The sequence below is a fragment of the Microbacterium sp. Bi121 genome (genome assembly GCF_918698005.1).
Classification (GTDB): Bacteria; Actinomycetota; Actinomycetes; order Actinomycetales; family Microbacteriaceae; genus Microbacterium.
In genome coordinates this window covers 1-13,312 of record NZ_CAKKLJ010000014.1, presented here as the reverse complement: position 1 = coordinate 13,312, position 13,312 = coordinate 1, and the positions used below count along the sequence as shown (strand labels likewise).

Annotated in this window: 11 protein-coding genes; 4 read left to right on the top strand and 7 right to left on the bottom strand. The window is 62.0% G+C overall.

Annotated elements, in window-relative coordinates:
• Nucleotides 1-10: 10 nt before the first annotated feature.
• Together LQZ87_RS15265 and LQZ87_RS14790 are read right to left on the bottom strand one after the other, a co-directional pair.
• The gene (locus LQZ87_RS15265) at nt 11-328 is read right to left on the bottom strand and encodes a DapH/DapD/GlmU-related protein (RefSeq protein WP_363317993.1); all 318 of its coding nucleotides are present in this window, start codon (nt 326-328) and stop codon (nt 11-13) included.
• Between the two features lie 272 nt (nt 329-600).
• The gene (locus LQZ87_RS14790; RefSeq protein ID WP_230104205.1) at nt 601-1,797 is read right to left on the bottom strand and encodes an oligosaccharide flippase family protein; all 1,197 of its coding nucleotides are present in this window, start codon (nt 1,795-1,797) and stop codon (nt 601-603) included.
• A gap of 166 nt (nt 1,798-1,963) precedes the next feature.
• Between LQZ87_RS14790 and LQZ87_RS14785 the strand changes: the two genes are divergently transcribed.
• Nucleotides 1,964-3,091, top strand: a complete 1,128-nt coding sequence (locus LQZ87_RS14785; protein ID WP_230104204.1) for a glycosyltransferase — start codon at nt 1,964-1,966, stop codon at nt 3,089-3,091.
• A gap of 46 nt (nt 3,092-3,137) precedes the next feature.
• Here the strand turns inward: LQZ87_RS14785 and LQZ87_RS14780 are convergent, their stop codons facing one another.
• From LQZ87_RS14780 to LQZ87_RS14770, 3 genes are all read right to left on the bottom strand, one after another.
• A complete protein-coding gene (locus tag LQZ87_RS14780; RefSeq protein WP_290368283.1) occupies nt 3,138-3,305 on the bottom strand; it encodes a DapH/DapD/GlmU-related protein in 168 nt (55 codons plus the stop codon).
• A 444-nt stretch (nt 3,306-3,749) separates the two neighbouring features.
• Nucleotides 3,750-5,009 carry a nucleotide sugar dehydrogenase gene (locus LQZ87_RS14775; RefSeq protein WP_230104203.1) on the bottom strand — a complete coding sequence of 420 codons (1,260 nt, stop codon included), beginning with the start codon at nt 5,007-5,009 and terminating at the stop codon, nt 3,750-3,752.
• Nucleotides 5,010-5,220: 211 nt separating this feature from the next.
• Complete coding sequence (locus tag LQZ87_RS14770; protein WP_230104202.1) at nt 5,221-6,951, bottom strand: glycosyl hydrolase family 28-related protein; 1,731 nt, start codon at nt 6,949-6,951, stop codon at nt 5,221-5,223.
• Nucleotides 6,952-7,362: 411 nt separating this feature from the next.
• Between LQZ87_RS14770 and rfbA the strand changes: the two genes are divergently transcribed.
• Genes rfbA through LQZ87_RS14755 form a run of 3 tightly spaced genes read left to right on the top strand, consistent with a single transcriptional unit; the run spans nt 7,363 to nt 10,649 of the window.
• Entirely contained in the window at nt 7,363-8,232 is an 870-nt protein-coding gene (gene rfbA / locus LQZ87_RS14765) for a glucose-1-phosphate thymidylyltransferase RfbA (protein WP_230104201.1), read from the top strand.
• The gene (gene rfbB, locus LQZ87_RS14760) at nt 8,232-9,230 is read left to right on the top strand and encodes a dTDP-glucose 4,6-dehydratase (protein WP_230104200.1); all 999 of its coding nucleotides are present in this window, start codon (nt 8,232-8,234) and stop codon (nt 9,228-9,230) included. The genes rfbA and rfbB overlap by 1 nt, the downstream gene beginning before the upstream one ends.
• Nucleotides 9,231-10,649, top strand: a complete 1,419-nt coding sequence (locus tag LQZ87_RS14755; RefSeq protein WP_230104199.1) for a bifunctional dTDP-4-dehydrorhamnose 3,5-epimerase family protein/NAD(P)-dependent oxidoreductase — start codon at nt 9,231-9,233, stop codon at nt 10,647-10,649.
• 9 nt (nt 10,650-10,658) lie between these two features.
• Here the strand turns inward: LQZ87_RS14755 and LQZ87_RS14750 are convergent, their stop codons facing one another.
• Nucleotides 10,659-12,512, bottom strand: coding sequence for a DUF4012 domain-containing protein (locus LQZ87_RS14750; protein WP_230104198.1), 1,854 nt, complete (start codon nt 12,510-12,512; stop codon nt 10,659-10,661).
• A 139-nt stretch (nt 12,513-12,651) separates the two neighbouring features.
• The coding region (locus LQZ87_RS14745) for a hypothetical protein (protein ID WP_363317992.1) at nt 12,652-13,312 on the bottom strand (661 nt) is incomplete at its 5' end.

Genomic DNA, 13,312 nt, shown 5'->3' with positions numbered 1-13,312 from the left:
CGGACGGACGTCAGGTAGTTGACGGTGGCCCATTCAGCAGCGATGCCATCTCGGCCACGGCGGCGGGTGATTTCTCCCACCATTTCGTGCGTTCGACTTCTTCGACTTGAGCATCGGTGAGTCGCGCCCGTACCTGCTTAGCAGGATTGCCGGCGACGATCCAGTACCGCGGGACATCGCGTGCCACCACTGCACCAGCAGCGACGACGGCGCCTCTCCCAATGGTGACTCCGCTGAGTATGAGCGCTCCGTGGCCGATCCAGGCCCCATCCTCGATCACGATGTCTCCACGTGTTTCGGGGAATCCATCAGTTCCAGCCCCAGGCATTCCCATTCGGAGCCGAATGGGGTAGAGGGACAGTCGGTCAGTCGGGTGGCCGCCGCCGAGCAGAAACGTGGCGGTTGACGCGATGCTGCAGTAGCGACCAACGAGTAGGCGGGTAGAGTCGTCGCCGGCGTAAGTCCGAATATTGGGAGGGCCGTATGAGCCTTCGCCGAACTCCACTCGCCCCGCAGCCCTGAGTCTCGCGAAGCGAGACGTGCGCATACGAAAGGCCGCCCAGATATATCTTGGGTGCAGTCGCCGGAGCTGATTCATCATCAATTTCTTTCCAGTTCGGTGGGTGCTGGAGTGGGGTTGCGCTTGCGTCTTTCGAGGCCGCTGCGAACCCAGCGGGGTGCGTAAGCGAAGAAAATTGGCACGCTGCCCAGGAGTGAAATAAAGTACCCGACGAAGAATATCCAGATGTTCCCGTCGAGAATCGCCCATGTGGCCGACGCAAGCATTCCAACGAGTGCCAGACCGGCGTAAGGGAGATCGATTGCCGCGCGGCCAACTGTTGTTCCCGCGATAGATAGCGGCGACGTCACCGCCATGGCGGAAAAGGCTATCACCATCAACACAAATAGGGTGATATTGCTGGATTGTGATGCGAGATTGGTAAACGCTACGTACGCAACACCCACCGCAATCGAGCCCAGTACTGCTACCGCCGCGACGATTGTCGTGGACCGTCGAACGAGTTGTGTCATTTCATCGCGGTGCTCGCTCGTCATTGGTGCGACATCAGCGCTGACATGTATCGCCAACGCCTGCACTAGAGTTCGGGGTAGCGCCGCGAATCGCCAAGCGACTTCGTATAGCGCTAGCCAAACAGGGCCACCGACCAGCGCTACGATCCATCGATCACCCTGAAGGACCGCCGAGGCCACGAGCGTGTTTACCGTCCTGAGCATAGCGAAACGTACCCAGTTCAATTCGTGTGTGCCCTTGATGGTGTGCGGGGAGCGTCGAGCCTTAACGCTGAACCAAATCACGCAACAGGGTAGAAGGATCGCGCCGGACAGGAGCCACCCCATCGGCAATGCCCAATACGATGGCGCAACCAAGAGCCATACGCTGGTGATTGCTACGGCACCAAAGGCGTGGCCGGCCATCGCGAGATTTCGTATCGAGATCCATCCTTCCAACAGCGACGACTGCGCGATGACCAAGAGCACGCTGCGGACGGCGGCCGCGAGCGACATCGCCGCGATTGCCAAGATGCCTTCAGCCACGCTCGTCGTGCCTGCGAAGGTGGTGGAAGCGAGCACAACCCAGGCCAGTACACCGACGCATCCCACGATCAGCGCACCAACAACGGACAGTAAGCTTGCCTGTATGTGCGTCGCAATTCTGCTCGCGAAATGATAGCGCGAAGTGAGTAATGCCGTCCCGCCAAAATCGAGAGACAGAGCGATCGTGGAAATCGATGCTAGAAGTGCCCAGAATGCGAAATCGTTCGTGTCAAGGGTCAACGCTCCCAGCAACGGAAGCGCGAAAAGTGCGACGAAACTAAGGAGGGGGCCGGTGGCACCCCGAATCATCCTGCGCGGCACGTGAAGACGAGATCGAGTGTGCATGGCGATCTTATTCTAGGCTATGTGGGTTGATCCCTGATTACACGACTGTACGAGGAGCGCCATGCACATTGTTCACGTCATATCCAGTCTGGAGACGGGCGGGGCGGAACGATTGCTAGCGGATCTAGCCGCGGAGCAAGTCCGTAGGGGGCACGATGTGCGTGTGATCACTATGAGCGCCGGCGGGGATCTGGTGTCGAAGGCGCAAGGTGCCGGCGTAGACGTATCGCAGTTCGAGATCCGGCGAGGGTCTCTCATCGCGCGATTTCGAAGTGTGTGGCACCTGTGCCGCGCGATTAGAGGTGCTAGAGCTGACGTTGTGAACGCTTGGATGTATCACGCGGGGTTGCTCGCTTCGGTTCTGTACCCCTCACGGCGCCGAGTCGTTATTGGCATCCATCACGACGCTCCGGCTGATCCCCGTATGGGGAGCGCGCGACACATGGCGGCTGCGCTGAAGGTTCTGAGCGCGAGGGTCGGCGCGGTCGTTTACGTCTCGAGCTCCGCGCGTGCTGCTCATGAAGCCGCGGGCTTTCGGGGCGAGCATGGCGTTGTCATCTCCGGCGGCGTCGATACGTCGAGATTTACGCCGACCGACGGGGTGGATCGTCAACGGACGAGGGAACGTGTTGATCCGGCCGCGCGTCGAGGTGACTCGATCATTGCGTACTTAGCGAGAAATCATCCTGACAAGGATCCCGCTGTCGTGATCCAGGCAGTCGCGAGTGCCAACTTGGAGCTCGGCAACTTGAGGCTCTGGATGATCGGCCGAGGTTTCGACGCGAGTAATCGCGAAATCCAAAGCCTGATAGAGCAGGCAGGATTATCTGGCGCAGTCGTGCTTCAGGGTGTCGTTGCCGCGTCCGAGGAGTTCCTCGCCGCCGCTGATGTCATTGCAGTCAGCTCCCGAACAGAATCCTTCGGATTGGCGCTCATCGAAGGGATGCTGTCGGGACTTTCGCCAGCTTCGACACGGGTGGGGATCGCCCCAGATATACTTCCTGCTTCGAGGCTCGCAGAGATCGGAAACTCCGAATCACTGGCTACGGCGCTGAAGCATGCAGTGCGCGATCAAGACCGTGAAAAGTATCGTGAACTTGCCCTCAGATTCGGGCTGACCACCATGGCGGATCGGTACGAGCACCTATACGAGAAGCTGGCGGGACCGCCAAGCCAGAACTCGAACTAGCCTTAGATCGCCGGTTCACGTGCTTTCGTCTACGAGAGCCCGTCGTCTAATCAACAATTCGCACAAGACGTGCAGGCACTCCCACGTAGAGCCCATTGGGGACGCAATCTTCGGTGACGAGCGCACCAGCTGCGACGACGGCGCCTCGGCCAACGGTAACCCCCGGGAGAATCGTCGCGTGCGCGCCGATCCACGCGCCGGCTCCGATCGTCACTGGCGCGGCTACATCGCGTCCCGCGCGCCGATCTTCCGTACCAATCTCGTGCGTTCCGGTTAGAATCACGGCTCGTGGACCGATCGAAACGCGATCACCTATCGTGACTCGGGCGGCCGCGTCGACAAACACCTCACTGTTGATCAACACAGCCCGGCCAATCGTCACCCGCGTCCAACCAAAGAATACATTTGCGTTGATCGAGGATCGTTGCACGTCTAGGCCAGCGACTCGGAGTGCTCGCCACCGAAGTCCACGGGGTACGAGTTTCGCTCCGATGATGCCGTTCAGAACAACATCACGGTAGAGGTTTTGGACGAAAGCAGGCACACGAGCAGGATAGCGGCCGGCTCTGATCCCCGACTTCTGTCCGTCGGGCGCAACTGATCCGGCGATTGGCCCCGCCGTCGACTTTCGCAATTCCAAAACCCCCGTGCTCGCCAATCAAAGCAGGTCGACGGTATCGCCTGTCAGACGGTTACGTGTATCGAGCGTCGGCACAGCTGAGTTCGCAACCAGATTGAGGTCAATGTCATCATGGTCGGTTACCAGAATGACCAGATCAGCGGATGCAAGGCCTTCCTCGAGGTCTCGAACCCGCGTTACTCGCTCGGGCCAATGATGGGGCTCAACATGGATGTCGAATCCGGATACATCAGCACCTCGTGCATTTAGCAGGTCAATGAGCGCCAGCGAAGGTGATTCGCGAATATCCCCTGTGTTGCGCTTGTACGCAAGTCCGACTAGAAGGACCGATGCGCCACGCATGGCAACAGAGCTGTTATTGAGCAGAAGGGCCGCCCGGTCGACTACGTAATTTGGCATGTGGTCGTTGACGTCATTGGCGAGCTCTACAAAACGAAAATTGCGTCCAAGCCTGCGTCGAACTTGCCAGGAAAGGTAACTCGGATCGACAGGTAGGCAATGTCCGCCGACTCCTGGCCCGGGTGTGAACTTCATGAACCCGAACGGCTTCGTCGCGGCTGCATCGATCGCTTCCCAGATGTTGATATCGAGCTCATTGGCAAAAACGGCAAGCTCGTTCACGAGCGCGATGTTCACGTGGCGAAACGTATTCTCGAGCAACTTCGTGAGCTCTGCTTCTTTGGTTCCGGAGACGCGGACGGTTCGATTCACCAGACTGGAGTAGAACAGGTCGACCTGCTCAGTCGATGCAGGATCGATGCCGGATACGACTTTAGGCGTCTCTACGAAGCCCCACGTCTTGTTGCCCGGGTCGATACGCTCAGGGCTGTATCCCACGTGAAAGTCGAGCGCCGCTCGAAGGCCGCTTCCTTGTTCGAGAATGGGGACGACAATTTCCTCAGTCGTACCCGGATAAGTTGTGGACTCCAGAATGACTGTCGCGCCGTTCTTCAGGTGCGGAGCCAGTGAGTTTGCAGCGGACTCGATGAACGTTAGATCTGGGAGCGATTCCTTCAACGGTGTGGGTACCGTGATCACCGCGTAATCGAAGTCGCGCGCATCCTCGTAATTCGTTGAAGCGAGGTAACGGCCAGACGCTAGGGCGGCCCTCAGGGTTTCTTGTGCGACGTCATCGACGTAAGAGTCCCCGGCGTGAAGTCGATCGATCCGACGAGCGTCGAGATCAACGCCCACAACATCGTAGTCAGCTTCTACCGCACGCATCGCCACCGGGAGACCAACATAACCTTGCCCGACGATTACAACCTTCACAGACATTGCCGCCTAACTCGCTTCGGATAGCCGTGCAGAATCTATCACGGTCGTGGTTCGTGAACGAGCCGGGTCCCGGGCCGATCGGCCGTATCCTCCTCCGACCACCGCTTCCTCGCCCCCACCTGGACGATCCGCGCGGCCTCCACCGGCAACGGCGCATAGTCCGGGTCCGGGTGCTTCTGCCGGTGCGCCTTCTCCAGTTGCAGCTGATTGATCAGTTGCCGGTGAGTGCACGCACCGGCACCCAAGCTCCAGGATCACCCGCGACAACGCATACCCACCCGCGGATGACGAACTTTGCGCCAGCCGTACCTTGCTCCGTCGGAGTGAGGTTGTCCACGAACTGCCCCACGTCCCATGCATCTCCAACGGGAGCGGCAGTGCCATACGTCAGCCCCCTGACATTACGGCGTTCGACAGCACCCGGGTTGCCGGAGCCCCTCACGCGGTGACCGGCGGCCCAACCGGTCAAGTCGACACCATCTAGTAGCCACCCCGTAACGGTGCCCTCAATATTCATGGCCCCTGACCCGGTGGTGGCCTTAGCCCAGTCGCCGTTGAAGCGGACATTGGAAGAAGTTCCCGTCGCGTTCTTGCTGATGACCATGCAGCCATCCGCGGGGTTCTTGAGGCTCATGTCAATCCGCGAGTTTGTGAGTGCGCCAACCTCGATGCAGTGTCCGCCGCTTTTCCCGATACGTCCGCGGAGCGTGAGTCTGTCAACAATGGCTGACGCACCGATCCTTACCGGCACGGCCCCGCCGCTGCGCGGAATGTCCACGTTGATTTCGACGTCGGATGCGTCGACGATAGAGAGCGCCTGGTTCGCGTTCGCCGCGTCCGTCGTATGAAGGAGGGACGCGACGTTCAGGCGTTCCACGCCACGAACCGGAATGTCGCACGCAGCAGACCTTACCCCGGCAGTCTTGGTCAGTACGACGCTACCAATTGATACTCGATTGATTTGTCGGACGCCTTCGACTGTGTAGTTGCCGAACACACTGAACCCCGACGCGCCAGAGGTATCCACGATGATCTGCCCGACTGTCACGTCTGATACTGTCTGTCCGCGGTTCGGTTCGATGTCGAATCCGCCAGGCATTGCGACGACACCATCCGAGCATCCGACCCCCACGCTCGTCAGTGCGTTCAGTGAGACCTTTGAACAATCAATCAGCGAAACGGCGTTTCGCCCGGACGATCGGTCTGCGACGGCGTTAACCCGATCAATTTTGACTCGTGTGGTTCCGCCCGTGATGTAGAGAGTGTCGCCGGCAGGATTGCGTGAGTCGATTAGGGAAATGTCAACATCCGCGCACCCGTCCAGCCGGACGTCGTGCTTTGCCTCGTCGACTGGGTATACGACGGCGTCCGACTGAGCGAGGCCATTGCTCGCAACGTTGCCGTCCGTGCGAATTGTGCCGATCTGTAGCCCACTCACGTTCCGGAACAGAAACAGCGAGTCGCGCGACGACGTGTCCTTGCGCTTGACTCGACCATCCATGTGCACACGGACGTCCGACACATCCGCCCACGTGATGGGAGCGTCAGAGAGGTACGTGCCGTGCGGAACCCAAAACTCGGCGCCGGACGCCAACGCTGCGGCTTTTGCTTTATTGATCGCTGCTGTGTCATCGGTGACGCCGTCGCCGACTGCGCCGAAATCCTTCACGTTGACCCGGAGCTCGCCTTTGCCGACAGCGCGAGAGCCGTGATCAGGTCGGATCGTATCGAGACCCCCGTCAATCGTTTCCCCAAGTTGAGTCGCGAAGGCCGAATCAGGGTCTGCCGCGACTGCCGCCATTACGGGATCCAATTTCTCAGACTTCCGCGCTCGTTCGGCGGTTGTCCCGGCAAGGGCGAATGTGAGGCCGCTTGCCGCTGCGCCAGTAAGCAATGCCCGACGACCGTGGACTGTTCCAAACGGCGGATCAGATTGCTTCATTCTTCGAGTCTATTCGTGGCGGCACAGCGTGCTGGCGGGCGTGGCGCGACCCGGTAGTCGTTACCTCGGGTGTGCTCCTCAAACTCGGCGAAGTGTTCTCGCGGTAGTCCGGATAGCACACATCAGTAGCGCTTTCCACACACAGTTGCGCGCTCGGAAACAGCCAACGATGAGCCCCGAGGTGGACGCGGTCGTGAGTCGGGTGTAGGAAGCGGCGTGTTATCGCGATCGCTTCAAGTGCGACGTTGGCGTGAACCGTGGTTGTGGCCCGTGCGCATCCACCACGCAGCCGCGTGCTCGCGTGGCGCATCACCATCGCGTTGCGCCTCGGACAGCTGTGTGTCGTTGACGCTAGGCTGGCCTGCGGCGTTGTCAGAATTGACTATAACCAGGGGGCGAGGAAGAGCACACATGAAGGGGATAATTCTCGCGGGCGGTTCTGGCACGCGTCTGCATCCGATCACGTTGGGTGTTTCGAAGCAGTTGGTTCCGGTGTATGACAAGCCGATGGTCTATTACCCGCTGTCGACGCTGATGCTGGCGGGGATCGACGACATCCTGGTGATCACGACACCGCATGATGCGGCGCATTTCGAGCGGCTGCTCGGTGACGGGTCGCAGTTCGGGATCCGGTTGACGTTCGCGCAGCAGGCGTCGCCGGACGGCCTCGCGCAGGCGTTCACGATCGGTGCGGACTTCATCGGCGATGAGCCGGTGGCACTCGTGCTCGGCGACAACCTGCTGTACGGACCGGGCCTCGGCAACCAACTCAAGCGCTACGCAGGTGTGGATGGTGGCGCTGTGTTCGCCTACTGGGTCGCTGAACCGAGTGCATACGGTGTAGTTGAGTTCGATGATCTCGGTCGTGCAGTGTCGCTTGAGGAGAAGCCGACCAATCCAAAGAGCAACTACGCGGTGCCCGGGTTGTATTTCTACGACAACGATGTGGTCGAGATCGCGCGGGGGCTGTCGCCCAGCGCGCGCGGGGAGTATGAGATCACGGATGTGAACCGGGAGTACCTGGAGCGGGGGAAGCTGCAGGTGGAGGTTCTGCCGCGCGGCACGGCCTGGTTGGACACGGGGACGTTCGATCAGATGTCCGATGCCGCGGACTACGTGCGCACGATGGAGCGCCGCACTGGTCTGCGTATCGGTGTGCCGGAAGAAGTGGCATGGCGTCAGGGCTTCCTTACCGATGACGAGCTACGCGAGCGAGCTGAGAAGCTCGCAAAGTCGGGTTATGGCGCATACCTCTTGGAGACGCTGGAACGGGGGCGTTGATGTCGAAGCTGCTGGTGACCGGCGGAGCCGGGTTCATCGGATCGAACTTCGTGCACCATGTGGTGGAGCACACCGATCACCGGGTGACGGTGCTGGACGCGCTGACCTATGCGGGCAACCGGGCGTCTCTGGCCGGTCTGCCGGAGGATCGGGTCGCGTTCGTGCACGGGGACATCACGGACGCGGCACTCGTGGACGAGTTGACCGCGCGGGCAGATGCCGTGGTGCACTATGCGGCGGAGTCTCACAACGACAATTCGCTGCACAGTCCTCGCTCGTTCCTGGACACCAACATCGTCGGCACCTATACGCTGCTCGAAGCCGCGCGGAAGCATGAAACCCGGTTCCATCACATCTCCACCGACGAGGTGTACGGGGATCTGGAGCTGGATGATCCGGCACGGTTCACCGATACCACTCCGTACAACCCGTCGTCGCCGTACTCGTCGACGAAGGCCGGGTCCGATCTGTTGGTGCGGGCGTGGGTGCGGTCGTTCGGGGTGCAGGCGACGATCTCGAACTGCTCGAACAACTACGGCCCGTACCAGCACGTGGAGAAGTTCATCCCCCGGCAGATCACGAACATCATCCGCGGCCTCCGCCCGAAGCTGTATGGGGCAGGGGAGAACGTGCGGGACTGGATCCATGCGAACGATCACTCGTCCGCGGTGCTCACGATCCTGGAGAAGGGCCGCACCGGGGAGACGTATCTGATCGGCGCCGACGGGGAGCGGAACAACCGGGACGTCGTCGAGTTGATCCTTGAGGAGATGGGCCAGCCGCGCGACGCATACGATCACGTCACCGATCGGGCCGGGCACGACCTGCGATACGCGATCGACTCGACCAAGCTCCGCACTGAGCTCGGGTGGACTCCACGGTTCGCGGATTTCGAGTCCGGTCTCGCAGCGACGATCCAGTGGTACCGCGACAATGAATCGTGGTGGGCGCCTTCGAAGGGCCGGACTGAGGCGTTCTACGCGTCGAAGGGACAGTAAGTGGGCGACATCGCCTTCGGGAAACAGCTTGAGGTCACAGAGACCCCGATCCCTGGTCTGCTCCTCTTCGACCTGCCGGTGCACGGCGATTCCCGGGGCTGGTTCAAGGAGAACTGGCAGCGGCAGAAGATGACCGCGGCGGGCCTGCCGGATTTCGGTCCGGTGCAGAACAACATCTCGTTCAACGACGCGGCCGGGACGACCCGCGGCATCCATGCGGAGCCGTGGGACAAGTTCATCTCCGTCGCCACAGGGCGGATCTTCGGCGCCTGGGTCGACCTGCGCGAAGGCCCCACCTTCGGGGTCGTGTTCACGACCGAGATCGACCCGTCGAAGGCGATCTTCGTGCCCCGCGGAGTCGGCAACTCGTACCAGACCCTCGAGCCGAACACCGCGTACACGTACCTCGTGAACGACCACTGGTCGGCCGACGCCGACTACGCGAACCTGAACCTCGCCGACGAGAGCGCCGCCATCGACTGGCCGATCCCTCTGGACCAGGTGCAGATCTCTGAGAAGGACAAAGCACACCCGCGGCTCGCCGACGTCACCCCGATCCGGCCGAAGAAGATCCTCATCACCGGCGCGGACGGGCAGGTCGGCCGGGCTCTGCGTGCCGAGTTCGGCGAAGCGGCGCACATCGATTACGCCACCCGCGCCGACCTCGACATCACCAGCGCCGACCTCGCGGACGCACGCCGGTGGCGCGACTACGGCACCATCATCAACGCCGCCGCCTACACCGCCGTCGACACCGCCGAGACCCCCGAAGGACGCAGGACCGCGTGGGCGATCAACGCCGAAGCGCCCGCCGCGCTCGCCCGCATCGCCGCCGAGCACGGCATCACCCTCGTGCATATCTCCAGCGACTACGTCTTCGACGGCACCGCCACCGGCGCCTGCACCGAGGACGCACCGTACAGTCCCCTCGGCGTCTACGGGCAGACCAAAGCCGCCGGCGACCTCGCCGCAGCAACAGCCCCGCGCCACTACATCATCCGAACATCCTGGGTCATCGGCGACGGCAACAACTTCGTCCGCACCATGGCGAACCTCGCCGCACGCGGCATCGACCCGACTGTCATCGGTGACCAGACCGGCCGGCTCACCTTCACCCACGACATCGCCGCCGGCATCCGGCACCTGCTCGCCACCCGCGCGCCCTACGGCACCTACAACCTCACCGGCACCGGACCCGCACGAACCTGGGCCGACATCGCCCGCGACGTCTACCAGCACCTCGGCCACGACCCCGCCCGCATCTCACCCGTCACCACCGCCGAGTACTACGCCCAGGCCACCGCGCCGACCGCACCACGGCCGAGCAACAGCATCCTTGACCTCGACAAGATCACCCGTGCAGGGTTCACACCGACCGACGCCGACGACGCGCTCGGCGACTACATCCGAGTGCTCTAGTCGAGAAGATTACTCGCACCCCTCAGTCGTAAGCGTTTCGCTTACTGGGCGGACCATCGGTGTGTGCTGAATATCTAGTTCGCCGTAGGGGCCGGAGGCCCCGGAAAACTCGGCGCTCACGGTGCGCGTCTGTCCAGGTGCGTTTTTCACTGCGATCTTCACCGCACCACGACCGAGATGTTGGACGCCCGAAGCCTGGATCGCTTGTCCGTCGATGGTCGCACCAGTGAACGTAGATCCGACGGGGCCGTAGAACACCAAATAGGTCGCGACGTGACCCTTCTCAAAGTACTGCGCTGGTGCAATCGGATAGGGGAGTGCTGGCGCCGCGCTTGGGCTCACCGTGTTGGTGAGCGTGGCAGTTGCCTCGAAGACAGGGCTGTCTGGATCCGTGCACTGTGTAGAGCTTGCGGCTACATCGAGCTGCATGTAGTAGTCGAGTTTGCTTTGAGTGAAATCGTTCACGTAAACGCCAACAAGCGTGCGGTCCTGGTTACTCGTGGGGAGGCGACCTGAGAGCTTCGACTCGCCGACGAGCCGGGCTTCCTCCTCGTTCGCCGGCGAGTAGAGAAGTCTGTTTTCGTCGACCGCCCGAGCGAGACCGTCCAGCATGGCTTTCGGGTCCGCGTTCCCTGTCGTAAGAGATTCGAAGATAGACTGCGCGGCGGTGGCAAAGAAAGCGTCTTGCACGGTGCCCGCCTTGATGTCGGTGAAGTACACCGCATTGAGCAGGATTGATACAGCGTTGTCGCTCGTCAGCGTGACGGGTGCGTCGAACAACTGGACCCAGTCGCCTTCGATCGGGACAGGTGTGGGGGCGACGACAACGGGACCCGTGGCACGAAGCAGATAACTCAGCGCAACAGGATCGAACGAAACCACTGCGTCGACCGGCGTATCAAAGGTCTCGGCCCAGTAGGCCTTGATGATGTCGACCGACTCACTGAAGTCGGGCGTCATCGTCGTGTCGGAAATCCACCGACCGACCTTGTCTCCGTAAAGTGCGACAGTCTCCGGATCCAAGTCGGTCACTGGCGTCGCGCGCCCGTTATCGAAGTTCGAACTCGATGCCTGCTGTGTGATGCTGATCTTGCCCTTGTCGGCCGTGATCATCACCAGGGCGGCCGGATTTCCTCCAGTCCCACGCGACTCGGCATTGTTCTGAAAGATCGTCAGATAGTTGCGCGGACCGTCGGCGCCGAGCGCTGCTGGCAGGACGCCGAGGATGTCCTTGGCTGGGCCGAGGAGCGGCTGCAGCTCGTCGACCGCACCCGTCAGTTGTGTGAGTGCGCCTTCGACCTGAGGGATCAGCGCGTCGTGATTGATCGACTCGAGATCAATTGCTGCCTTGTCAACCGCATCCGAGGCCTGGGTCACCGTCGATTGCATGCCGGTGATCGCGTCGAGATTGATGGCGCCGTTGACCGGCGTCAGGGCCTTGAGACTCAAGCCAGTCGCGGGAGTGACAGCGCCAGTGACGAGGTCGTCGGTGACGGCGGCAGCCGTCCGTACGGCGTGCAGATTGGGCCCGACGAACGGAACCCATTCGAGGCTTTTCCACGTGCTGTCGTCCGTTTGCTTGCGGGCGTCCGCGGTGAGGGACGCGAGCTTCGTAGCCGTGGCCTTCGCGCCCTCGCTGTCGCCGGCAAGGATCTGATTCTTCGCCGTTGCGGCGAGCGGCATGGCTTGCTCGAGCGAGGTCTTCGCGGACATCGCGCGGTCATAGATCGGCTTGCCGATCAGAACTCCGGCAAGAGCGATCACGAGCAGAAGAAGGAGGATCCCCATCGGCACCCAGAAACGGAAACTGCGCAGCAGGGGTCGGCGCGGCTTCTCAGCACGCAGCTCGGCTCTTGTCGTCATGGAGTCCATCGTATGGAGGGAAAGCAGAGGGGAAGCCGAGAGGGCTTATTCGAACGAGGCGTTTCGTCTCGCTGCGCTCACTCAACGACCCGCGGCGGGAGCATCGACCCTTCGACAGGCTCAGGGGTCGACGGCAGGCTCAGCGGACGAGCGCCGCGCGCACGATGCGTTCGACGTCGTCGATCCCGGGGGCAAGCTGCGACGCAGAGAGCTCGTACGTCTCGCGGGAGCGGCGGTACGGGTCGATAATGTCGTCCTCATCCGGCGCGGCAGGTGACAGCCCGCGTTGCGCTGTCACGGCGAGGGCCGCTGCTCGCAGTCGGTCGCGGGGGTCGTCGCCGGCGGCATCGGCCGCTGCGCGCGCTGCCTCGCTGCTGAGGGTCGAGGCCAGGCGCGCGAACTCGCGCAGGGTGAATGTGCGCTTGAGCGCGCTAGGCATGAGCTGCACCGAGTGCGACCGGTGCTCGCGGGCCATGGTCAGCACGAGGTCGGCATCCTTCAGCATTGGCTCCACCAAGTAGCGAGCGCGGTGGCCGGACGCGGCATCCGCGCCAGCACCGAGCTCGACCGCGATGTCCTGCGCGGGCTCGGTCATCGCGTGATCGACCAGCGCGTGCGTGCCCGCGCTGTGCACGCGCACGCCCAGCGGCTCGAGCCGAGCGCGCAACAGAATCTCTGCCATCGGAGAGCGGCAGATGTTGCCCGTGCACACCGTGAGGATCGTCGGACGGTTGTCATCGACCTCGGGCGCAGTGCTCCGCGGAGCCGGGGCGGGAACGACGGGGGCCGGTGCCTGTCTC